This is a genomic window from Synechococcus sp. MU1611, assembly GCF_020514255.1.
Classification (GTDB): domain Bacteria; phylum Cyanobacteriota; class Cyanobacteriia; order PCC-6307; family Cyanobiaceae; genus Parasynechococcus.
Genome location: NZ_VTLC01000004.1, coordinates 209,188 through 230,321 on the forward strand (window position 1 = coordinate 209,188; position 21,134 = coordinate 230,321).

Below are 21,134 nucleotides of genomic sequence, written 5' to 3' on the forward strand. Positions count from 1 at the left end.
AATTATTGAGCTTTTCTAATAGATAAATTAGCATCAAGTAGATAATTTAGATAATCTTTGGCAAATAAAATATTTTGTCCTTCCAGCTTTGTGAGCAACTGTTTCTGCTCGGCGGCTAATTGAACTAGTGCTTGTTTAGATTTAATCAAGCTAGAAACTTTTTTGTTTAATAAAGAAACGTCTTCGATGGGCAGTACTCCCGGAGGCAGCTGTTTTGAATTACTCAATGCAGATGACAAGTAAGGTAGTGCAGAGGATTCTCTATTGTGCTCAGAATCAAAAAGAATGGAGGGAATATTTGCTTTAATGGCTTCCAATATAGTCAAACATGAGCCCCTTGGGAAAGAATCTAAGTAAAGATCAAGACACTGACACCATTGTTTGGTATTAACCCATCCTAGATGGTGAAATGATTGCTTAAAGGGGCTATTTTTCAAACGTGCTTTGACAAATTCAGGAATAAAAGGGGCTGCCAGTACAAAATGCACATTTTCATTCTGAGCTATGACTTTTTCGAGCAAATTCCAATAAGCATCATTGTTAAGCTTCTCAGATCGTACAAAACAGCCAATTACAAAAGAATTTATAGGAATGCCTGCTGATTCAAGTAATTTTTCTTTTGTCTTACTATTAATCTTTGAAAATGCCAAGCTAGGGAATGCTCGCCCTCGAAACCATTCAACGTCGTCATAATAAAAGCTTTTCCCTCCAAAACCTAGGCCTGCATACTTGTCAAGAGAGTCCATTACTATACTATGATATTTCATAGACCAATACGACTGCTTTGGAGCAGACTTTTGACCCATATATAGAGACAAATTCTGAACACATGCTACCCAAGATATATGATCAAAGTTATTAGAAGACATGTAGTTTCTATATGCCATAAGCTTGTCATATGGAGATGTCTTGTCCGATGTGGAAACAATATTTATATGTTCTAGACCTCTATTTTTAAGGGCTTTAGATCGTTCATCGATCAAGAAAAGAGTTATCTCAACTTGATCACGAAAGAATTTACTGCCTACCAAAAATTCTTGAAAAAACTCTGAGTGAGCTAGTTGGAATCCTCCTTTGAATACAAAGCATATGCGTTTTTTGTTATTTGTAAACGACTTGCTTGGAGCTAGCATATTTGTCAAAGAAGAAGTATTTAGTGAGCGGGCAAGCCGTAGTCCGTAGTTATTTACATTCCAAAAAGCCCTACGGAATCTTACTGGGTCTTCATCTCGCCTTATATATGTTGTAAAAAGGAGATGATCAATTTCACTATATAAATCTATTGCCTGTTCTATGTCAAATGAAAAGAGTTTGTCAAAAAGAGGCGCAAAAACTTGCAAGAAAATAAAATCATCCCAGAATTCATTTTTTTGGCCAAATTTCATCTCATCAACTAGCTTCTTAATTCCTTTCTTCGTATCCAGAAGTATGTGACTTATATACATATGTTTATTCTCAACCAACTTTTGGCCAATAGATGAGCCTGGATGGTAGACGTAAAATTTCTCTCCCACAGCATCCGGTCTTGGCATCTGTCATCCATGTCGATAAGACATCCTACAACGTTTAAAACCGTAACAATCGCTCATCACTGAAAAAAGGCAGCTAACGAATTACCTGTTGGACTGGGAGTGAAAGTGTGTATATGGCAAGCCAAACTTAATGTTTAACAAGACGAAAGAGAGATTTCTGTGGTTTTAATGTTGTAAGCTTATATTCACATGCAATAATTTTATGGCGGAAGACGATACAATTGTACCAATAGCCTGGAAAAATGCCCAAATACCACTCACAAAAATTGTTACCAGGAATTTTTGCTTACCACAAGAGCTTCCACACTATGACTTTTGTAGAGCATATTTTGAAAGCAGAACCATAGAAGCGCTGAATAGATCTGCTTACTCAAGATGGCTACCTCGCAATCATACAGATTACTTTATACATTATCCATCAAATTTGCAACGGAAGCCAATATGGTGTGAGCTGCCATGGGGTGGATTTAACAAGTTAGATATTAAAATTGATAGTGAAAAATTACGGGCTTCAAGGCTGCAAAGCTGCCGTGATTATCTGAAATTACTTAATTCAATTCACAAAAACGGCTTTGACTTCAGCAAAGGCCCATATACGCCCATCCATATTTTGATCGATAACAATAATTATGTTGCAATTCAATATGGATCTCATCATCGGCTCGTTGCTCTTCGGTATTTACTCGACAATAACCATAAAGACTTACTTAAAACCCTATCTTTCGATAGTTCTGGAGTACCGCTAGTACCATGTTCGGTGAATTTAATTATCGACAAAGAGGACTTGCCGCAACTGGCAGCAGTAGGAAATGCGAAAGATCAGTTTTCTTTAGAAGATGCTCTAAAGTGGTTCAATCTCTGCTTCAAATTAATTGATAATGGCGAGAGTTATCCGCAAAGCTATATCACAAATCGGATATTAGATGCATTAGACTTATTGATTGAATAATGTCAACAACAACCTTTTCTTTTAATTTTCTTCAATGGTATCAATCAAAGGTCACAACAATTCGACAATTAACTGGCAATCATGTGAAGTGGATACAGATTTAATCTGTACGCGGGCATTTTCGAGATTAAGCAAAACATCGCATCATAGATTTTGTAAAGCATTTTTTGAAAAGGGTGAAAAAGAAGCATTAAAAATAACTGATTACTGCCCAATTAATTTAAAATCACACGAAGATCTTTTCGACAATCTTCCGAAGGACTTAGATCGACAACCTATTTGGTGGCTTATGCCTTGGGGAGGCACTCTAAGGAAGCCAGACCTCAACAAAGAAGCTCGAATTCAAATTAAAAATATATATACAGCTAGATACTTAAAATTATTAAAATCTGTTGAAAAAAAAGGTTTTATAGTCACTGAGGATTTCATGCCTCCGGTCCATCAATTGATCAAAAACCAGAAGAGTGTCTATATCCTGCAAGATGGACATCACCGATCCGCAATTTTTAAATATCTCAGCAACAGTACTCACCAGTCTTTAATACGCACAAAAAACAACGATTCTACAAAAAAGATTAAAGTTAGCAATCAATTGATAGTGCGTAATTCCTTTGTTCCCCATCTTAAATATGTAAACATAGGCAGCAATAATGGTCACTTCAGCTTAAGAGATGCATTCAAATGGTTTGATCTTGCTTTTGAAATTTTGGATTCAAATTTAAAAACCCAAGAAAATCAACTAGAAAATCGCTTATCACAATATCATGATAAGCTATTAAACAAACTAAAGCAGCCGGGAGCTTGACTATTGATCAGTAATATATTGGATGCACGTTTGATCAATAAGTAAAGTCCGTTTTTTAACTAGTTAACCGAAGAATTAACTTTATTATTTTCTAAAACATTTTCCAATTCCATCAAATCACTTTCCGTAATCTTGGTCTGCATTGGGCAGTGCTTGGGTCCACACATAGAGCAAAATTCAGCTTGTTTGTAAATGTCAGCTGGGAGTGTTTCGTCGTGATACTCTTTGGCCCGCTCTGGATCTAGTGACAATTCAAACTGCTTATTCCAATCGAAGTTATATCGAGCGCGGCTTAGCTCATCATCACGATCTCTCGCTCCAGGGCGATGGCGAGCGATATCAGCGGCATGAGCAGCAATCTTGTAAGCAATCAAACCTTCACGCACATCCTCTGCATTAGGCAGGCCTAGATGCTCCTTCGGGGTCACATAACAGAGCATTGCTGTTCCATGCCAACCAGCCATAGCTGCACCAATAGCTGAAGTGATGTGGTCGTAACCAGGAGCGATGTCCGTAACCAAGGGGCCGAGCACATAGAAAGGAGCCTCACTGCATTCCTCCATCTGCTTCTTCACGTTGAACTCGATCTGATCGAGAGGCACATGGCCCGGACCTTCCACCATCACCTGCACATCGTGCTTCCAGGCACGACGGGTCAATTCACCGAGGGTATGCAGTTCAGCGAGCTGAGCAGCATCAGAAGCATCGTGCTGGCACCCCGGACGAAGGGAATCCCCCAAAGAGAAGGTGCAGTCGTAACGCTTGAAGATTTCGCAGATGTCGTCAAAGCGCGTGTAGAGCGGGTTCTGACGGTGGTGGTACAGCATCCATTGGGCAAGGATGCCGCCGCCGCGGCTGACGATGCCGGTGATACGCCCCTTCACCTTGGGCAGGTGCTCAATCAACAGACCGGCGTGGATGGTCTGGTAATCAACTCCCTGCTGGCAGTGCTTCTCAATGATGTGGAGGAAGTCATCCTCATCGAGCTTCTCGATTGAGCCATGCACGCTTTCCAGCGCCTGATACACAGGCACTGTGCCAATGGGGACCGGTGAAGCATCGATGATTGCGGTGCGCACCTCATCGAGGTTGACCCCACCAGTGGAGAGGTCCATCACCGTGTCGGCGCCGTACTTCACCGCCAGCTTCAACTTCTTCACCTCTTCGGCCGCATCGGAGGCGTTCGGTGATGCGCCGATGTTGGCATTTACCTTGCACTTGCTGGCGATGCCGATCGCCATCGGCTCAAGATTGGCGTGATTAATGTTCGCCGGAATGATCATGCGGCCCCGGGCCACCTCTTCCATGATCAGAGATTCCGGCAGATTCTCACGCTTGGCCACATGGGCCATCTCCTCAGTGATCAGCCCCTGACGCGCGTAATGCATCTGAGAGACATTCGCCTGGCCCTTGCGAGATTCAACCCAGCTAGCGCGCATGATCTGAGAAGCAACGGAGTGCCCAGAGGTCGACTGAATGGCCGCAGATCACGCTCAAACACTTCCCTGCGCCGGTATGACCCGGAATCAGGTTCGGAGGGTGTGATCTCAGTCCGAGGCTTGTTAGAAAACCCGGACACCCCTAGTGATGACCAAACCGTAGCAAGAGCTGGGACGATGAATGGCCAACCCGAAGAGTCAGATCTGAGAAGATCCTCCAGACAACCATTCACCCCCAAATCCTGTGCTTCGCCTTAATCCCTCGACGCTTAGCCAGGCCTTCGGGCAACAACTGCTGGATGGAGGTGCCCATCTCAAGCCTGTCTTTGAGCAGAAGCTTCTGCCACTGATCAGCGCACGCCTGCTGGACCCCAGCCTGCAACGCAGCAATTCAGGCAGTATCGGCCTAGGTAGCGCCCTAAGCCTCTACTTAGCTAGTCATCGAAGAGCCCCCAAATTAATTGCGGAGGTAGGGACTTACATCGGCAACAGTGCTGCTGCCATGGCATGTGGTGCCGGCATGGCTCAACAAGCCGTTCAGCTGATTACTTGCGACATGCATCCCTGCACCCAACAACCGTTAGCAGGATTGAGCTTGCCGGAAGGAAGCAAAGCCCAGGTGGTGCAGGGGACCAGCACCAAAATGTTCGAGTTCCTCACTTCCAAAGGAGCAAAACTCGACATGCTTCATCTTGATGGTCGCCTGATGAAAGATGACATCAAGCTGCTGAGCCAACTTCTTAAAGCAGACACCTTGATCGCCCTTGACGACTGCGAAGGCGATGAGAAAGGCCACATGAATCTGGATCTTCTCAGGCGCGCTGGACTCATTCAGAAACATGCATTTGTAGAGCCATTCCCAAGAGAACTTTTCCGTCGGTGGAGCCTGGAAACACGTTCTGTCACTGGATTTCTGGTGCCGCTGAGTTCGATCAGCTTCACTAGGCAATAGCGTTCAAGCCCTCTGTAATCCATTCAGAGCCGCAGCGACCACTCGGTGATCGCCGTCCTGCTGCAGCGGCTGAAGGAGGGTTCTTGCCTGCTCACCAATCGGCAGAGCTGAACCCTCCCGCACAATCCGACTCAGGATTTCAGCTCCACTGACCCGCACAATGCCATCGGCATCGGCAACGGCGAGCGTCGCCAATTCAAGCAACCAACCCAGATCAATGCCGGGCTGCTCCGCCAAGGCGGACAAAATGCTGCAGCGCACCAACCAGGCGTTGTCCGCCTCGAAAGCCGAGAGCAGCAGAGGCCAGGCCCGCTCGACCCCATAACTGGCCAGGGAGTTCGCTGCTTCGGCCCGGACGTTGGGGTCCTCATCCGCAGTGATCAACTCACTCAGCACGGCCCAGCCCTGCTCAGTGCGCTTGTAGCCCAGGCCGCTGCAACTCAACGAGCGCACCAAAAAGGGTTTTTGCTCTGTGCCCAGCACCAGCAACGGCACCGCCTCCGCATCCGAGCAATGGCGAAGCTGGGTGATCGCTGGCATCGCCTTCACAGGGTCTCCGCTAGCGATGGCCAGGCGCACAGTGTCGAGATCAGGCTTCTGGGGGTCGGTCTCACTCATGAGTTGCTGCCGGGGGTGCGCGCCCGCTGAAGATCGGCTAACAGCCTGGCGCGGCGACGCTGCCGACCGAGAGCGCTGCTGATCATCAGGCCCGAACCAACAAGCACCGCCGGAAGCACCTGCACTTGATCTTTCCCCTGACGCTGCTGTGAGGCCAGCAGGGCCAGCAGGATCAGCAGTGGTGCCCCAAGGGAAACCCAAATCACAGCGCGGCGTTGGTTCATGACGAAGCGTTCTCCGCGATCCAAGCCAGCAAGGTGGCAGTGAGCACGGCAATACCAACACCGAGGGCATCCTCCTCCAGGGCGAAGGCCCCGTTATGCAACGGGGCACACCCTTCAGGCCCAGCAACCCCCAGCCGCACCATCATTCCCGGCACATCCCGAAGCAACTCAGCAAAGTCTTCCGCCCCCAAGGAGGGTTGCTCCACCGGCAGCACCTTGTCGCGGCCCAAACAATCCACCGCACAGCGCTCGAGGAGATCCGTGAGCTGCGGATCGTTGTGCACCGGCGGCGCAATGCAGCGGTAGTTCACCACAGCCGTGCCGCCTCCGCTAGCGCAAATCCCCTGCACCGTCTCTTCGATCCAATCCGGCAACTGGGCGTGCTGCTGCAGATCCAGGCAGCGCACCGTGCCCAGCAAGCGCACTTGATCGGCAATCACGTTGAAGGCGCGACCGCCGTCCACCTTGCCGAAACTGATGACCACTGGCTGCAGAGCATCCAAGCGGCGAGCGATCGTCTGCTGCAACTCCGTGATCACGCGGGCGGCAAGCCAAACAGCATCCACCGACTGATGGGGGCGTGCACCATGCCCCCCTTCCCCCTGCACGAAGACCTCCAGCTCGCCGGCCGCCGCGGTGAGACAGCCCCGTCTGATCCCGACTGTGCCCACCGGCAGATTCGGCACCACATGGAGCCCATACAAGGCACGGAGGCCATCTACAGCACCCGCATCCCGCATCCACACCGCCCCCTGGGCCAACTCTTCAGCGGGTTGAAACAGCAGCCGCACCCGGCCGCCCAACCTCGGCTCCTGGGCCAACAACCGCGCCACCCCCAGGCCTGTGCAGGTGTGCAGGTCGTGGCCACAGGCATGCATCAGCCCCTGGCGGGTGGAGGCATAGGGCAGACCGGTGCGTTCCTCCACCGGAAGTGCATCCATATCGACTCGCAGCCCCACCGTGGGCCCTTGCTCTGGCCCCAGCTCGGCCATCACCCCCGTGCGACCGACCCCCTCGCGCACGCGCCAGCCCAACTGGCGCAACTCCCCCGCCACCAGGGCAGCCGTCTGGTATTCCTCACCGCTGAGTTCAGGGTGAGCATGCAGATGCCTGCGCAGCTCCAGCAACTCAGGCAGCTCACGGCTGAGTCGATCGGAAAGAGCCGACGCCTCAGTTATCTCAGGCTGGCTCATCTCAGGAGGCCTCCAAGGCCAGGAATGCCATCAGATCCGCCGTCGGCTGCGGCGGCCAACGGCGCACTTGTTGCAGCCAATCCGCCTGGCGGTAGCGCTGGTCCAAACCCGCTGCCGCAGCCCAGTGGCTTTCGGCTTCACCGCTTGATCCCTCACGCCAGAGCAGGCCACTGAGGGCTGCCCGGGCATCAGCAAACAAGGGGTAGCGGCGAATTAACTTGCGCAATTCCGCCTCCGCCCAATCGAGATCTCCCGACTGCCAAGCCGCCAGGGCCTCGCTGGAACGGGCCATCGCAAAACCAGGACGGGCAAGGGCAGCCTGGCCGTAGAGCGAACGAGCCTGAGGCCAATCCCCCTGCGAGCCGCGCACATTGGCCAGGTTGTAAAGGGCTGAGGCATCGTCTGGATACCGCTCCAGGATCCATAGATAGTCGTCTGCCGCTGCGGACCACTCCTGAAGCGCCTCCTCCGCCGTGCCCCGGTTGAGGCGTGGGTCGCTTTCCTCCGGTGCCAAAACGATCGAGGCGCTCTGGTCTTCGATGGCCCCTGAAGCATCCCCAAGGGCAAGACGAACATTGCCGCGGTTGCTCAGTGCGGCTGCATCCTCTGGGGCCTGCTCCAGGAAGCGGTCCCAGAGGGGCAACGCCTCAGCAAAATCCCCCTGACGGCTCGCCGTCAGCGCCTGCTCATAGAGCCCCTGAAGATCCAGGGCCTGCACCGGCAGCGCCAGCACCATGCTCAGCAACAGCACCAGAAGCCGGTTCATGCCGCCTCCGCCAGATGGCTGCGGGCCGCATCCGTGACCATCCGGCCGCGGGGGGTGCGCATCAACAGCCCCTGCTGCAACAAAAAAGGTTCCACCACGGTTTCCAAAGTGACGGGGTCATCTCCGAGGGCCGCCGCCAGGGTCTCCAGGCCCACCGGGCCACCTCCATGGTGGTCAATCAGCAGCTGCAATAGCCGACGGTCACTGGCATCAAGGCCGCGATGGTCGACCCGGTGGAGGCTGAGGGCCTCTCCCACCAGAGCCTGATCAATGGTGCCATCGCTACCGCTCATGCCACCACCGCGGACGCTGGCCACATCCCGCACCCGGCGCAGCAAACGATTAGCGATTCGCGGAGTGCCGCGACAGGAGGCCGCAATGCTGCTGCGAGCCTCCGGCGTCAGGGTCAACCCGATCAACCCTGCTGTGCGGGACACAATCGCCTCCAAATCCGACTGGCCGTAGAACTCCAACCGCTGAATCAGGCCGAAGCGGTCCCGCAGCGGGGAGCTCAGCGATCCGGCCCTGGTGGTGGCCCCCACCAGGGTGAACGGCGGCAGGTCAAGGGAGCGGGTGCGCGCCGTGCTGCCCTTGCCCACGGTGAGATCCAAGCGACGGTCTTCCATCGCCGGATACAGCAACTCCTCCGCAACCCGGCTGAGACGGTGAATCTCGTCAATGAACAGCAGATCGCGGGGCTGCAAGTTGACCAACAGACCAACGATGTCGCGCGGGCGTTCCAGGGCCGGCGCACTGGTGACCTTGCACTGAACCCCCATCTCCTCGGCCAACACCATGGCCATGGTGGTTTTGCCCAAACCCGGCGGGCCGTAGAGCAGCACATGATCGAGGGCATCGCCGCGGCCGAGTGCCGCTTGCACCGCAATGCCCAGCACCTGCTTCAGCTCGCTCTGACCGATGTAGTCGGCCAAGCGCTGGGGCCGAAGCTTGTCTTCCGGCCGACTCACCGCCTCTTCAGGGGCCGGCTGGGGGTCCACCAGCGCTTCGGGGCGGCGTGCTGGCTTGCGACCGGAACTGGAGGAGACAATCGCCATGCGGGCAGGGTACCCAGACCTGGATAGGGTCGGAAGACGCAGCCAGAGCCATGGCCAAGGGAGGAGCGAAAAAAGCAGCAGCAGCAGCAGCACGGGCCGCTGCCAATCGGATGCTGGCCGACAACCGTCAGGCCCGACATCAATACGAGATCCTCGAGACCCTGGAAACCGGCATCGAGCTCGTGGGCACCGAAGTGAAGTCCATCCGGAACGGCAAGGCCAACCTGCGCGATGGCTTCTGCCTGATCCGCAGTGGGGAACTGCAATTGCACAACGTGCACATCTCACCCCACACCCATGCCAGCAACTACTTCAACCACGACCCGCTGCGCACCCGCAAACTGCTGGCCCATCGCCGCGAGATCGACAAGCTGCGCGGTTTGGTGGATCAGAAAGGTCTCACGCTGATTCCCCTCAACCTTCACCTCAAGGGGTCCTGGATCAAGCTCACCATCGGGCTGGTCAAAGGTCGCAAGTTGCACGACAAGCGGGCCGCCGAAAAGGAGAAGCAATCCAAGAAAGAGGTGAAGGCGGCGATAGCTCGCTACTGACCGTTCGAATCCAGCCCCGGTGGCCTCACCAATTCCCCCGTGGCCGAGTCGGGCAGCGGATCCAGGTCCACTGCCGGCAGGGGAGGACGAGGACGATCTGCTCTACAGGACAAGGTGAACAGACCGGAGGAGACCCCCTCGTTGGTGATCAGCACCTGCAGGGGTGAACCCGACTCAGCGGCAATCCTGGCCACCCGCAGCGGGCCGCGCTCCTCCACCACCTGCCCATTCGCTCCGAACACCACCATCTGCATCAGCGGAGTGCCGTTGATGCCAAGGGCCAGGGCATCACCGTCCGGAACCTGCACCAGCACGAGGCGAGCGCCACCGGCAGGAATGCGCAAAGACGTGTTGGTGGGTTCGAGGGGACGCGCCTTAAGTCGCACGATTTCGACGTCATCAAGACTCTCCATCGCCGCTGCAATCCAAAGCTGACGGAAGGGTTCCGCTGGTTTGCGGCCCTGCATCGTCCCGGGCAGCAGATCCTGAGCCGCGGCACTCACCAGATGCTCCACCACCCTTGGATGAACACCCTGTTGCTGCAGCGCCAGACGCGGCTGCTCCCAGTCCCCATCCCGCAGACGCCCCAACCGGGCCCGGATCGCCGGCGGCAGCTGCTCGATCCGGGCCAACCATCCCTCCGCCAGCTCGGTCCAGACCTGTCGCAGCGGCGCAGCGGCCAGCGATTCCGAACGGAGGCGGCCGCCCCGCTCAGGAAAACGGCTGGTCAGGCTGGCATCCACCAGCTTGAGGAACCAATCGCGATCCACCTGAAGGGCCCGCAACCGGCTGAACAGCTGCTGGCGCTGATCCAGCTCCGCCGCCGGCAGGCTGAGAGCAGGCTGCTGAATCGCCCGATCTCGGCCTGTGCGGGGGCCCTTTTCTATCGGGGAAGTGCGTGGGAGCAGCAACCAGCCGATAGCGGAACCCACCAGGGCCGACAGCGCCAGAGCAAGAACCACGGGCCAGAGACGACCCTCCGCTCCCTGCTCGCGGGCCATGGCCCGGCTGGTTCGCGGCGACACGGTGAGCTCCAGGAGGCTGGGATCAGTCACTGATGGGGGCAACACAACCGAATCCAAAGCCTTGAGGACATCGGATGCTTCGCTAAAACGGCGCGCCGGTGCTTCAGAGAGAAGGCGCTCCAACACCTGGCAAAATCCCGGCTCAAGCGAAAGACCCTCCGGCCAGGACCCGTCCTCGCCATTTGTGGCCATCAGGGCTGATGACTCCTTGCCGCTGAGCAACTCCAGAGCGGTGACCCCCAGGTCATGCAGATCCCTACAGGCAGCCTCCTTCGAGGTGGCGCTCTCCCGCTGCATCCGACCACCATCCAGCAGTACAGGCAGGCCATCACTGCCGCGACGCAACAGATGGCGGGGATTCACATCACCGTGAACAAGCCCGCAGCCATGGAACATCTCCAGCAAAGGCAGGATCTGGCGCAGCAGCAACAGCACATCGCCGGCCCCGAAGCGCGTTTGCCGTCGCAGCACGTCGTAAGCGACGCCATCCTGCCAGTCGCGCACGAGCCAGAGCGCCCCATCCAACTCGAACAGTTCTCCGCAGCGGGGCAACTGGGGATGCGTTAGCGACTGCAACTGGGGCCAGATCCCCTGCAGTCGCTGCTGGGCTGCCGTGGTCTCCAGTTGGCGGATAGCCACTGGCACATCACCAGCCATCACATCCACCGCACGCCAAAGGGATCCCTGCACCGGATCGGGCCCACTCAGCCGCTCCTCCAGGCGGTAACGCTCCACCAGCACAGTGCCGGAACCGCTCAAGTAAATCAGCCAAATCAATTGGCTGATGGTACCGATGGTCTGCAGCAGCCCCTAGGGTCCGCAGAAGATTGGCCGGACCCGTGCTGCTGGACACTCTGCTGGCGGTGCGGCGCCGCAGCGAAGCACTGATCGAACCCCTGGAACCGGAAGACCTGATGATCCAAGGGATGGCGGACGCCAGCCCACCCAAATGGCATCTGGGCCACACCACCTGGTTCTTCGACACCTTTGTGCTTCAGCCCCACGCACCTGGGCACAAGGCCTGCGACGCGCTCTGGAGCTATCAATTCAACTCCTATTACGAGGCCGTCGGAGACCGCCATCCCCGACCACAACGAGGCTTGCTCAGCCGCCCGGCCATCGGCGCGGTGCTGGCCTGGCGCCAACGGGTGGATGCCGGGCTGGAAGAGCTGCTTCAGAACCCACCCGAAGACTTAACAGCCCTGGTGGAGCTTGGGCTGCACCACGAACAGCAGCACCAGGAACTGCTGCTGATGGACCTATTGGATGGCTTCCACCGCCAGCCTCTGGAACCCACCTACAACCCAGACGCCGAGCTGACCCTGCAGATGGAGCCAGACCAATGGCTCCCCTGCCCTGGCGGCCTGTTGGAGATCGGCCACCAGGGCGACGGCTTTCACTTCGACAACGAGACACCGCGGCACCGGGTGTGGCTGGAGCCGTTTGAGCTGAGCAGCACCCTGGTGAGCAACGGCTCTTACGCCGCCTTCATCGCTGACGGGGGCTATCAGCGCGCCGAACTGTGGATGAGTGAAGGATGGGCCTTGATCCAACAGCACCAGTGGCAGGCTCCGCGCTATTGGGGCGGAGACAACGACGAGTTCACCCTGGCGGGCCGCCGCCGCCGCGACCCCCAGGCACCCGTGCGGCATCTGAGCTGGTTCGAAGCGGATGCCTATGCCCGCTGGAGCGGTACCCGTCTCCCTACAGAAGCGGAATGGGAGCACGCTTATGGCGTACACGGCAGCGCCATGGAGCAGGCCCACCGGGTGCTGTGGCAGTGGACCTCCAGTGCCTACAGCCCTTATCCCGGATTCCTGCCGGTAGAAGGGGCCATTGGGGAATACAACGGCAAATTCATGAGTTCACAGATGGTGTTGCGGGGCAGCAGCTGGCTCACCCCTCCAGGCCACGAGCGCGACACCTACCGCAATTTCTTCCAGCCAGCGAGCCGCTGGATGGCCGCGGGCATCCGTCTGGCCCGATGAACATCACCCTGCTCAACCTTTACCCACCCCCGGCGGATCTGGCGCGCCTGGTCGACGAGGGTCTGCGGCGCAGCCCCCGCCAGTTACCAGCCTGGATGCTCTACGACGCCGAGGGATCACGGCTGTTCGCCGAGATCTGCCGGCAGCCGGAATACACCCTCACCCAACGGGAAATCACCCTGTTGGAGGACCATGCGCCCGCTATCGCCGCCGCAACGGGACCCGGGCTGGTGGTGGAGTTCGGCATCGGCAACGCTCGCAAGGTGGATCCGCTGCTCACGGCCCTCGGCAGCAGCGTCTTCGCCGCCTTGGACATCAGCCTCAGCGCCCTGGAGGAGGCCCTTTCCGGTCTCGCCGCCCGGCACCCGAAGACCGCCATGGTGGGCATCTGCTGTGATCACACCCGCCTTCAACGGCTGCCGCCGCACCCCGCCCTAGAGAAACAACGGCGCATCGGCTTCTTCCCTGGCAGCTCCCTGGGCAACTTCACCCCGGAGGACGCCGTGCACTTCCTCCGCAATGCCCGGCAGCTGCTGGCTGGAGGCCCGCTGCTGCTGGGGTTGGATCAACCGCGAGAGCCAGCGCTGATGGAAGCGGCCTACGACGATGCAGCCGGCGTGTCCGCCAGCTTCGCCCGAAATCTCCTACAGCGACTCAATCGCGACCTCCAGGGCGATGCCGATCCCGCGCAGTTCCGCTACCAGGCCAACTGGCAACCGCAGCAGCAGCGGATCGAAATGGCCCTGATCAGCAGGCGGGATCAGACCGTGCACCTGGGCGGTGAGGCCTGGTTCTTCCGCAACGGCGAGGCCTGGATCACAGAACACAGCGTCAAGTATTCGCCGGGGGCCGCAGCCGCCCTTGTGGCACGAGCTGGCTGGCGGATTGAACGCCGCTGGGAGGATCCACACCAGCAGATCGCTCTGCATCTACTTTTGCCGGCAGACTGAGCTCAAGAGCTCATGGCGGCATGAAAAAAGACGAACGGCGTCAGGCGATCAAGCAGCAGCGCGAGCAGCTGATCAAGGAGCTGGAGGCGGTGTACTTGGCGGCCTTTGATCGCCTGGGGGAATTGGAAGGTGAAGTCGGCGAGGTCAAAGCGGCTCAACTCACCATGATGATTCTCAACTCCAAAACAGCCGCAATCGAGCCCCTGGAAAAAGAGATCGAAAAACCGGTGATCACCACCCCCGGCGAAGCATGAGCAGCTGGCTGGAGCAGTTGGAGCGGGAGCTGGACGCAAGACTCTCCGCCTTTCTTCGCAACAACCCCGTCCAGGACAACCTGTTCAGCGAACAGCACCTGAGGGATCGAGCCGGAGCCCTGCAACGGCAACGCCAGCAACTGCAAAGCGAAGCGAAGCAGCAACGGCAGCAGCTGCTCCGGCTTGCCGACGACGTGCGGGGTTGGCGCAGCCGGGTTGACCGCGCTAGAGCAGCTGGAGCAGACGATCTAGCCAAGCGGGCCGAACAGCACCTCAGCAGCCTGATGAACCAGGGACGAGCCCTCTGGGCCGACCTGGAAGACCTGGGACGCCGCTTCAATGAGGTTGAACGGCAGCTGGATGAGCTTGTCCAGCAACGGCAAACTCCCAGCCCCTCAACATTGGAGAAGGACTGGGCGTTGTTTGAAGCGGAGCAGGAGTTGGAACAGCTGCGCCGCGACGCTGGACTGACTTAACTCAGGCCTTGGGGGCGGGAGGCTCAAGGCTGACACCCTCGGGCGGAGGTGTGGGGTCGGGATCGGCGATCAACATGTGCTGCAGCACGATCTCCGGGCGCTCACTGTCGCGCCAGCGGATGCGATAGGCGGGCATCTTGGTGCCGCGGCTGGTGGTCTGCTCAACCGGCTCCATCACCCATCCCCTGCGGGAACGGCCCTGGGGATTCCGCTTGACCACTGCATCAGCGTGCTTGAAGCGAAACCCGACGCGTTCTCCACTCATGAGGATTGGACTATGCCACTGCCTTCATTATTCCACTGAGGGTGTGTCCTGCTTGCGAGCTTCCGGTTTCAAAAGTGGGAACGCGATCACATCGCGGATCGATGGACTGTCTGTAAGGAGCATCACCAGTCGGTCAATACCAATGCCCAAACCACCCGTGGGGGGCATGCCCACCTCCAGGGCCGTGACGAAATCCTCGTCCAGACCCTGGGCTTCAAGGTCGCCCGCCGCCTTGCGCTCCTGCTGGGCCTCCAGTCGCTGACGTTGATCCACAGGATCCGTGAGTTCACTAAAGGCATTGGCGTGCTCGCGCCCGACGATGAACAACTCGAAGCGTTCCACCAGTCCGGGCTTGCTGCGATGTGGCCGGGCCAGGGGCGAAATCTCCACTGGGTAATCGGTCACGAAGGTCGGCTGAATCAGGGTCGTCTCCACCGCTTGCTCGAAGGCCTCGTTGAGCAGACGGCCCACCGAATCGGCCAGTTCAGGCGCATGCAAGCCCTGAGCAGTCATCGCCGCGGCCGCCGCCGCCCGACTGCTGAAACTAGTGAAATCAAGCCCCGTCGCCTCCTGCACGAGATCGTGCATCGTGACTCTGCGCCACGGAGGCGCGAGATCGATCTCGATGCCCTGATACGTGATGGTGGTTGTCCCGCAGACCTCCTGACACACCGCGCTGACCATCTGCTCGGTGAGCTCCATCATCCCGATGTAATCGCTGTAGGCCTGATAGACCTCCACCGAGGTGAACTCGGGGTTGTGGCGGGTGCTGACCCCCTCATTGCGGAAGATCCGGCCCAGCTCGTACACCCGCTCAAAGCCGCCCACCACCAAGCGCTTCAGGTGCAACTCCGTCGCAATCCTCAGGGTGAGGGGGAGGTCGAGAGCGTTGTGATGGGTCTCGAACGGCCGTGCGTCGGCACCACCGGGCTCGCTCTGCAATACGGGGGTCTCGATCTCAAGAAAATCCCGCTGATCGAGCCAACGACGGATGCCACTCACCAGACGGGCCCTGCGCCGGAAGGTCTCACGGCTGTCAGGGGAGACGACCAGGTCGAGGTAGCGCTGGCGGTAGCGCTTCTCCACATCGGCCAGACCATGCCACTTATCCGGCAGCGGTTGCAGTGCCTTCGTGAGCATGCGCCAATCGCTCACCTTCACCGACAGTTCTCCGCGATCGGTGCGACGGAGGGTGCCGGTCACCCCCAGCCAGTCACCACTGTCCACCAGAGAGGTGATCTGTTTGAACCAACCCTCCTGCTGTGCCTCAAGACCCGCCTTCTCCAAAAACAACTGGATGGATCCCGTCTCATCAGCAAGGGTGAAAAAGGCCAGTTTTCCCATCACCCGGCGCGTCATCACCCGTCCTGCCACGGAAACACTGACGTCCCGTTCTTCGCCCTTAGGCAGATCGGCATGGGTCTCCTGCAGCTCAGCCATGCGGTGGCTGGGGTTGAAGGTCAGGGCATAGGGCCCTTGCCCCAGCTCCTTTAATGCCCTCGCCTTTTCCAGACGGGTATCGCGCAGCTCAGACACAGCAGCAGATCAGTCGGGCGCCATCCTGCCCGGCCGCGGGTTGGTCAAACCGCTGCGGAGGCCTCGCCCATCCGCTGGGAGGAATAACCGATGCCGCGGACCGTGAGAATCAGCTCCGGATTACGGGGGTCAGGCTCCAGCTTTCCTCGCAGGCGAGCGACGTAAACATCGACCACCCGAAGGTCAGCAGCGCGACGTGGGGGATAACCCCAAAGTTGTTCGAGGATCTCCGCCCGAGGAACCACATGGCCTGGATCACGGAACAACAACTCAAGCAAGCTGAATTCTGTGTATGTGAGGTTGATGCGCTCCGAACCTCGGGTGACTTGACGTCGATTGGTGTCGACGACCAGATCACCGAGGCGCAGCACGCCCTGGCCAGTTGGCAGTTCGCGGCTTTCGACAACCGCATTGCCGCGGCCCACCCGGCGCAAAATTGTAGAAATACGCGCTTCTAATTCCTTAGGGCTGAAGGGTTTGGGCAAATAATCATCAGCGCCTAAATCAAGACCAGCGACCCTCTCTGAGATCGCCTCAACGGCCGAAAGGAAGATGATCGGCACACACGATTCAGCCCGAAGGCGACGACACACTGCAAAGCCATCCAGCTTGGGCAGCATCACATCGAGCACCACCAAGTCAGGAGACTCGTTGTGGAACATTTCCAAGGCCTGCTCACCGTCCTCGGCGCAGATGACGCGGTACCCAGACAACTGAAGGCGCATGACCAAAACGCGCCGAACAGCCGCCTCGTCATCGACGACGAGAATGGTCGCTTTCGGTTGTGAGGGCAGGTTGCCCGTCATCCGAATCAAACCCTTAACGAGCCGCAACCATACCTGTCAGGAGATGGAGATCGACGCAAACGCCCTGTCGCACAGGTGGTTTACCGATTCTCTTAAGAATTGGGGCCAGCCTCTGGCCAGCGTGAACGGGCGTAACTGTTCCATTCCGACGCGGCATTTGTTAGCGCCTGATCAGGGCTGACCTGGGCCAACATCGCCCGCTGCATCTGGGTGTAGATGATCTTCTGCAGGCGCTTGATGCCCGGCAACGCAGGCACTAACACACGGGCTCGATCCAGGGTGCTTGCAGATAACAGGCGGGCCTGTCGAATCTGACGTTCCAAAGCTGAAGCCGGCACCTCCTGCTCCAACTCCGCACGCACCAGGGCCAAAGCCTCAAGCGACGACGGCAACACCCGGGCCTCGGCCGCAAAGCGCGCCTGTTGATCCGCATTCGTCAGAAACAACGCCAGGTCCACGGCGTCCTGAGCACGCTGGCTCTGACGCGGGACAGCCAACGTCATCAAGGCCACATTGGCGGTGCCATCAACACCGGTCACCGGTGGATGGGGTTCCGTCACCGCCGCCACCCGTGGGGCGTTGGTCTGGATGCTGCGCAAAAACTCCGCCCCCGTGGCCGCAAGCGCCAGATCGCCGCTCTGGAACAACTCGATCGCCCGACGCTGGCCTTGACTCACCACCTCCCGCGGCAACAGCCCCTCCTTATACAGATCACTCCAGAAGCGGAAGGCCCGGCGACCCGCTGGGCTGTCAAAGGCGGCCCGGCGTTTGGAATCGAGCAGGGTCACCCCCATCTGCACAAGGGTTTCCAGGAGCTCCGCCGAGTCATCCGGAACAGTGGTGAGGAAGAGGCCGTAACGGCCCGTGCGCTGCCGGATGCGACGCGCAAAAGCCGGCACCTGATCCCAGCGGGTCGGCGGTGCAGCGATCCCGGCTTGATCCAACAACGCACGGTTCACCAGACTCAACCGCACGGTCAGGTACCAAGGCACCGCGATCTGCCCAGCATCGGGATCGCGGCAGGCCTCCCATACCGCCGGCAGATAACGGCCAGCAGCGTCAGCCGGCAGAAGGGGGGTCAAGTCCGCCAGCCCCCCCTTGCTGGCCAGATTGGCCGCGAACGGCGGATTGAGGTTCACCACATCCGGGGCCGTTCGTGCAAACACCGCCGCCAGCAACTTGCGTTCCACCGACCCCCAGGGCAGATCGGTCCAACGCACAGGGGCGTCGGGATGAAGAAGGGTCCATGCCCCGAGAACATCCGCAAAGTAGGGATTGAACTTCGGTGCCAACTGCAGGGTCCACAACTCCAAGTCCCTGGCCTGCGGCTTGCGTCGCCCACAGGCCGAGAGCCCTAGGGCCGTCGCCCCCAGCAGTACATCCCGACGCGTCAGCCTCATGAGGGAACCCTCCTGCGCCAGAGCAGCAACTGCAACGACACCAACACTGGAGCCAGTAAACCCGTCACCAAGGCCTGACACCACAAGGTCTGCAGACCCCAGCTCTGTGTGAGGGGATCCAAGACTCCGCCCTGATGCAGCCAGAGCTGCAGGATCAACGACAGACCGAGACCCAGCGAACCGAGCCAGGCCAACAACCCCAGATTCAGGCTGCGTTGAATCGGTGCCGCACGCCGCCCCAGACGTCCCCACCACCAGCCCAACAGCAGCAGAGCCGGCACCTGACTCAAACCGCCGAGGTTGAGACCATCCAGCACCAGCCCCAGAGCCACACCAGCCAACGCCCCCGATACAGGACCGTCCACGAGAGCCCAAGGCAACAGCCAAAGCACAGCCCAGGCGGGACCAACACCATCGATGGCCAACCAGGCCGGCGATGCCAAGGCCAGCAACGGCACCAGCAGAGCCGAAGCCACACAGATCGGTTGGCGGTGCAGACGACTCATCTCAACAGCTCATCTCAACGGGTCTGCACCTGCACCCAGTCGATCGCCTCCGGTGCTGCGATCAACTGAACAACCGCTGTGGGTGCGGGAACAGCCTGCTCATCCACCGACTGAATCACCCCCACAGGCACATTGGGGGGCAACAGGGTGCTGGCTGGCGAGGTAGCCACCAGATCCCCAGGCCGCACATCTGGGTCCTTGTCGATGAAGCGAAGCGACAGGCGGCTGCTGCCGCGGCCCACCAGCAGCCCATGGCGACGGCTGCGGGGCAGCCAGACACCGATCTCGTGGCCTGGCGCGGTGAGCAACTTCACCCGCGCCGTGGCGGGGGTGACGCTAGCGATGCGTCCCACCAAGCCGCCAGGCCCCAGAACAGCGTCGCCCTGGCCCAGGCCCTGGAGCGAACCTTTGCCCAGCCCCAGTTGCTGCCACCATCCCCGCGGCGAACGGGAGATGACGGCGGCAGGCACCTCTCCCTCTGCCGCTCCCTGTTGCTGAAGCTCCAGCAGACCCCGCAAGCGACGGTTGTCGTCTTCTAAAAGCTGCAGGCGGGAGCGGTCCTCCAGATCCGCAGCAGCAGTGACCCATTCCCGCTGGGCAGACCCAGGCCAAAAGGGACGGCTAACCAAGGCATAGGCGTCGCTGAAACCAGCGCCCTTGCTCAGACGCACCAGCAACAAGGCCACCACGAGAAGAAACCAGGGGGTGAGTTGCCCCAATCCACGCCAGCGGCTCTTGCCGGGACGGAGCGTTGGGGCCATAGCTTCAGCCGCCTGCGGCGGAGCGGACGAATTCCGGGGTATCGACCACCCGCTGAAGGCGCTTCCAGTCCTCCAGCACCTGGCCGCAACCGTTCACCACACAGAGCAGCGGGTCTTCGGCGATGTGAACAAAGATACCGGTCTCGTGGCTGATCAGATCACTGATGCCCCGCACCAACGCGCCGCCTCCGGCAAGCATGATGCCGCGGTCGACGATGTCGGCCGCGAGCTCGGGAGGGGTGCGCTCCAGCGTGCGCTTCACCGCTTCAACGATCACGTTGAGAGGTTCTGCAATCGCTTCACGCAGATCACCAGCCTTGAGGTTGATCGTGCGGGGCAGCCCAGAGAGCAAGTGCAGGCCCCTCACATCCATGGACTGCTGATCGAATTCATCGTCGGGGAAAGCAGAGCCGATGCGGATCTTGATGTCCTCGGCCGTGCGTTCACCCACCACCATGTTGTGCACCTTTTTGAGATAGACGCCGATCGCGTCGCTGATCTCATCGCCCGCGACGCGCACGGATTCACTCAACACTGTTCCGCCAAGGCTCAACACCGCCACCTCGGTGGTGCCGCCCCCGATGTCGACGATCATCGTGCCGACAGGCTCGGTGACCGGAAGGCCCGCGCCAATCGCCGCCGCCACTGGCTCGTCAATCAAGTGCACCTCGCGTGCACCGGCCATACCGGCTTCCCGCACGGCACGACGCTCAACGCCGGTCACTCCACTGGGAATGCCCACCACCAGACGGGGGGCCAAGATGCCGCGGCCCTCGTTGCCTTTGGTGATGAAGGTTTTGAGCATCTGCTCAGCGGCATCGAAATCCGCAATCACCCCGTCGCGCAGCGGACGGACTGCCCGGATGTTTCCGGGGGTACGCCCAAGCATCAATTTGGCTTCATCGCCCACCGCCAGGGTGGCGCCACGCTCCAGGTCTAAAGCCACCACGGAAGGCTCCTGCAGCACAATGCCGCGACCAGAGACATAGATAAGAGTGTTGGCAGTGCCGAGGTCGATGCCGATGTCACGCGACAGCTGGAAACGACGAAAGAACACAGACACCGCAGTCAAGACCGCCGGAT

At 58.3% G+C, this 21,134-nt stretch carries 23 protein-coding genes and 1 riboswitch; of the genes, 8 read left to right on the forward strand and 15 right to left on the reverse strand.

Going from position 1 to position 21,134, the window contains the following annotated elements; all coding sequences use genetic code 11:
• Positions 1-2: 2 nt before the first annotated feature.
• Positions 3-1,532, reverse strand: coding sequence for a hypothetical protein (locus FZZ92_RS09840; RefSeq protein ID WP_226423126.1), 1,530 nt, complete (start codon positions 1,530-1,532; stop codon positions 3-5).
• Between the two features lie 202 nt (positions 1,533-1,734).
• Between FZZ92_RS09840 and FZZ92_RS09845 the strand changes: the two genes are divergently transcribed.
• Together FZZ92_RS09845 and FZZ92_RS09850 are read left to right on the forward strand one after the other, a co-directional pair.
• A complete protein-coding gene (locus tag FZZ92_RS09845; protein WP_226423127.1) occupies positions 1,735-2,481 on the forward strand; it encodes a hypothetical protein in 747 nt (248 codons plus the stop codon).
• 88 nt (positions 2,482-2,569) lie between these two features.
• Complete coding sequence (locus FZZ92_RS09850) at positions 2,570-3,286, forward strand: hypothetical protein (protein ID WP_226423128.1); 717 nt, start codon at positions 2,570-2,572, stop codon at positions 3,284-3,286.
• Positions 3,287-3,345: 59 nt separating this feature from the next.
• Here the strand turns inward: FZZ92_RS09850 and thiC are convergent, their stop codons facing one another.
• The gene (gene thiC, locus FZZ92_RS09855) at positions 3,346-4,725 is read right to left on the reverse strand and encodes a phosphomethylpyrimidine synthase ThiC (RefSeq protein ID WP_226423129.1); all 1,380 of its coding nucleotides are present in this window, start codon (positions 4,723-4,725) and stop codon (positions 3,346-3,348) included.
• A gap of 46 nt (positions 4,726-4,771) precedes the next feature.
• Positions 4,772-4,879: riboswitch (TPP riboswitch) on the reverse strand.
• A 90-nt stretch (positions 4,880-4,969) separates the two neighbouring features.
• On the opposite strand from thiC, the gene FZZ92_RS09860 reads away from it, so the two are divergent.
• Positions 4,970-5,677, forward strand: coding sequence for a class I SAM-dependent methyltransferase (locus FZZ92_RS09860; RefSeq protein WP_226423130.1), 708 nt, complete (start codon positions 4,970-4,972; stop codon positions 5,675-5,677).
• A gap of 3 nt (positions 5,678-5,680) precedes the next feature.
• Here the strand turns inward: FZZ92_RS09860 and FZZ92_RS09865 are convergent, their stop codons facing one another.
• The 5 genes from FZZ92_RS09865 to ruvB are packed head-to-tail and all read right to left on the reverse strand — an operon-like array spanning position 5,681 to position 9,533.
• Complete coding sequence (locus FZZ92_RS09865; protein ID WP_226423131.1) at positions 5,681-6,295, reverse strand: HEAT repeat domain-containing protein; 615 nt, start codon at positions 6,293-6,295, stop codon at positions 5,681-5,683.
• A complete protein-coding gene (locus tag FZZ92_RS09870) occupies positions 6,292-6,519 on the reverse strand; it encodes a DUF3188 domain-containing protein (protein ID WP_226423132.1) in 228 nt (75 codons plus the stop codon). Before FZZ92_RS09870 ends, FZZ92_RS09865 begins: the two co-directional genes overlap by 4 nt.
• Complete coding sequence (locus tag FZZ92_RS09875; RefSeq protein ID WP_226423133.1) at positions 6,516-7,712, reverse strand: amidohydrolase; 1,197 nt, start codon at positions 7,710-7,712, stop codon at positions 6,516-6,518. The genes FZZ92_RS09870 and FZZ92_RS09875 overlap by 4 nt, the downstream gene beginning before the upstream one ends.
• Before the next feature lies 1 nt (position 7,713).
• On the reverse strand, positions 7,714-8,478 hold the full coding sequence (locus FZZ92_RS09880) for a tetratricopeptide repeat protein (protein ID WP_226399010.1): 765 nt from the start codon (positions 8,476-8,478) through the stop codon (positions 7,714-7,716).
• Complete coding sequence (ruvB, locus tag FZZ92_RS09885; RefSeq protein WP_115094544.1) at positions 8,475-9,533, reverse strand: Holliday junction branch migration DNA helicase RuvB; 1,059 nt, start codon at positions 9,531-9,533, stop codon at positions 8,475-8,477. Before ruvB ends, FZZ92_RS09880 begins: the two co-directional genes overlap by 4 nt.
• Positions 9,534-9,583: 50 nt before the next feature.
• Between ruvB and smpB the strand changes: the two genes are divergently transcribed.
• Positions 9,584-10,084: an SsrA-binding protein SmpB gene (gene smpB / locus FZZ92_RS09890; protein WP_115024835.1), complete on the forward strand. Its 501-nt coding sequence runs from the start codon at positions 9,584-9,586 to the stop codon at positions 10,082-10,084.
• Here the strand turns inward: smpB and FZZ92_RS09895 are convergent.
• Positions 10,078-11,868: a serine/threonine protein kinase gene (locus tag FZZ92_RS09895; RefSeq protein WP_226423134.1), complete on the reverse strand. Its 1,791-nt coding sequence runs from the start codon at positions 11,866-11,868 to the stop codon at positions 10,078-10,080. The two genes, smpB and FZZ92_RS09895, sit on opposite strands and share 7 nt — an antisense overlap.
• Before the next feature lie 68 nt (positions 11,869-11,936).
• Here FZZ92_RS09895 and egtB point away from each other — a divergent pair, with 68 nt between their 5' ends.
• The 4 genes from egtB to FZZ92_RS09915 are packed head-to-tail and all read left to right on the forward strand — an operon-like array spanning position 11,937 to position 14,777.
• Positions 11,937-13,097 carry an ergothioneine biosynthesis protein EgtB gene (gene egtB / locus FZZ92_RS09900; protein ID WP_226423135.1) on the forward strand — a complete coding sequence of 387 codons (1,161 nt, stop codon included), beginning with the start codon at positions 11,937-11,939 and terminating at the stop codon, positions 13,095-13,097.
• The gene (gene egtD, locus FZZ92_RS09905; RefSeq protein ID WP_226399005.1) at positions 13,094-14,047 is read left to right on the forward strand and encodes an L-histidine N(alpha)-methyltransferase; all 954 of its coding nucleotides are present in this window, start codon (positions 13,094-13,096) and stop codon (positions 14,045-14,047) included. Before egtB ends, egtD begins: the two co-directional genes overlap by 4 nt.
• Before the next feature lie 20 nt (positions 14,048-14,067).
• Positions 14,068-14,301: a hercynine metabolism small protein gene (locus FZZ92_RS09910; protein ID WP_226423136.1), complete on the forward strand. Its 234-nt coding sequence runs from the start codon at positions 14,068-14,070 to the stop codon at positions 14,299-14,301.
• Positions 14,298-14,777, forward strand: a complete 480-nt coding sequence (locus FZZ92_RS09915; protein WP_115024838.1) for a hercynine metabolism protein — start codon at positions 14,298-14,300, stop codon at positions 14,775-14,777. The genes FZZ92_RS09910 and FZZ92_RS09915 overlap by 4 nt, the downstream gene beginning before the upstream one ends.
• A 1-nt stretch (position 14,778) precedes the next feature.
• Here the strand turns inward: FZZ92_RS09915 and FZZ92_RS09920 are convergent, their stop codons facing one another.
• The 7 genes from FZZ92_RS09920 to FZZ92_RS09950 form a co-directional block, all read right to left on the reverse strand.
• Entirely contained in the window at positions 14,779-15,042 is a 264-nt protein-coding gene (locus FZZ92_RS09920; RefSeq protein ID WP_006851112.1) for a hypothetical protein, read from the reverse strand.
• A gap of 27 nt (positions 15,043-15,069) precedes the next feature.
• A complete protein-coding gene (lysS, locus tag FZZ92_RS09925) occupies positions 15,070-16,578 on the reverse strand; it encodes a lysine--tRNA ligase (RefSeq protein ID WP_226423137.1) in 1,509 nt (502 codons plus the stop codon).
• A 44-nt stretch (positions 16,579-16,622) separates the two neighbouring features.
• On the reverse strand, positions 16,623-17,384 hold the full coding sequence (gene rpaB / locus FZZ92_RS09930; RefSeq protein WP_115024840.1) for a response regulator transcription factor RpaB: 762 nt from the start codon (positions 17,382-17,384) through the stop codon (positions 16,623-16,625).
• 92 nt (positions 17,385-17,476) lie between these two features.
• Positions 17,477-18,784 carry a sugar ABC transporter substrate-binding protein gene (locus FZZ92_RS09935; protein ID WP_226399002.1) on the reverse strand — a complete coding sequence of 436 codons (1,308 nt, stop codon included), beginning with the start codon at positions 18,782-18,784 and terminating at the stop codon, positions 17,477-17,479.
• Positions 18,781-19,290 carry a rod shape-determining protein MreD gene (locus FZZ92_RS09940; protein ID WP_226399001.1) on the reverse strand — a complete coding sequence of 170 codons (510 nt, stop codon included), beginning with the start codon at positions 19,288-19,290 and terminating at the stop codon, positions 18,781-18,783. The genes FZZ92_RS09935 and FZZ92_RS09940 overlap by 4 nt, the downstream gene beginning before the upstream one ends.
• Before the next feature lie 14 nt (positions 19,291-19,304).
• Positions 19,305-20,051, reverse strand: coding sequence for a rod shape-determining protein MreC (mreC, locus tag FZZ92_RS09945; protein ID WP_226399000.1), 747 nt, complete (start codon positions 20,049-20,051; stop codon positions 19,305-19,307).
• Positions 20,052-20,055: 4 nt separating this feature from the next.
• The gene (locus tag FZZ92_RS09950; RefSeq protein ID WP_226399019.1) at positions 20,056-21,108 is read right to left on the reverse strand and encodes a rod shape-determining protein; all 1,053 of its coding nucleotides are present in this window, start codon (positions 21,106-21,108) and stop codon (positions 20,056-20,058) included.
• Positions 21,109-21,134 lie beyond the last annotated feature (26 nt).

Bases quoted from the DNA above. Each gene is read 5' to 3' on its own strand.
- FZZ92_RS09840 (WP_226423126.1), bottom strand. From the start codon at position 1,532: ATGCCAAGACCGGATGCTGTGGGAGAGAAATTTTACGTCTACCATCCA.
- FZZ92_RS09845 (WP_226423127.1), top strand. From the start codon at position 1,735: ATGGCGGAAGACGATACAATTGTACCAATAGCCTGGAAAAATGCCCAA.
- thiC (WP_226423129.1), bottom strand. From the start codon at position 4,725: ATGCGCGCTAGCTGGGTTGAATCTCGCAAGGGCCAGGCGAATGTCTCT.
- FZZ92_RS09865 (WP_226423131.1), bottom strand. From the start codon at position 6,295: ATGAGTGAGACCGACCCCCAGAAGCCTGATCTCGACACTGTGCGCCTG.
- FZZ92_RS09870 (WP_226423132.1), bottom strand. From the start codon at position 6,519: ATGAACCAACGCCGCGCTGTGATTTGGGTTTCCCTTGGGGCACCACTG.
- FZZ92_RS09875 (WP_226423133.1), bottom strand. From the start codon at position 7,712: ATGAGCCAGCCTGAGATAACTGAGGCGTCGGCTCTTTCCGATCGACTC.
- FZZ92_RS09880 (WP_226399010.1), bottom strand. From the start codon at position 8,478: ATGAACCGGCTTCTGGTGCTGTTGCTGAGCATGGTGCTGGCGCTGCCG.
- ruvB (WP_115094544.1), bottom strand. From the start codon at position 9,533: ATGGCGATTGTCTCCTCCAGTTCCGGTCGCAAGCCAGCACGCCGCCCC.
- smpB (WP_115024835.1), top strand. From the start codon at position 9,584: ATGGCCAAGGGAGGAGCGAAAAAAGCAGCAGCAGCAGCAGCACGGGCC.
- egtD (WP_226399005.1), top strand. From the start codon at position 13,094: ATGAACATCACCCTGCTCAACCTTTACCCACCCCCGGCGGATCTGGCG.
- FZZ92_RS09910 (WP_226423136.1), top strand. From the start codon at position 14,068: ATGAAAAAAGACGAACGGCGTCAGGCGATCAAGCAGCAGCGCGAGCAG.
- FZZ92_RS09915 (WP_115024838.1), top strand. From the start codon at position 14,298: ATGAGCAGCTGGCTGGAGCAGTTGGAGCGGGAGCTGGACGCAAGACTC.
- FZZ92_RS09920 (WP_006851112.1), bottom strand. From the start codon at position 15,042: ATGAGTGGAGAACGCGTCGGGTTTCGCTTCAAGCACGCTGATGCAGTG.
- rpaB (WP_115024840.1), bottom strand. From the start codon at position 17,384: ATGACGGGCAACCTGCCCTCACAACCGAAAGCGACCATTCTCGTCGTC.
- FZZ92_RS09935 (WP_226399002.1), bottom strand. From the start codon at position 18,784: ATGAGGCTGACGCGTCGGGATGTACTGCTGGGGGCGACGGCCCTAGGG.
- FZZ92_RS09940 (WP_226399001.1), bottom strand. From the start codon at position 19,290: ATGAGTCGTCTGCACCGCCAACCGATCTGTGTGGCTTCGGCTCTGCTG.
- mreC (WP_226399000.1), bottom strand. From the start codon at position 20,051: ATGGCCCCAACGCTCCGTCCCGGCAAGAGCCGCTGGCGTGGATTGGGG.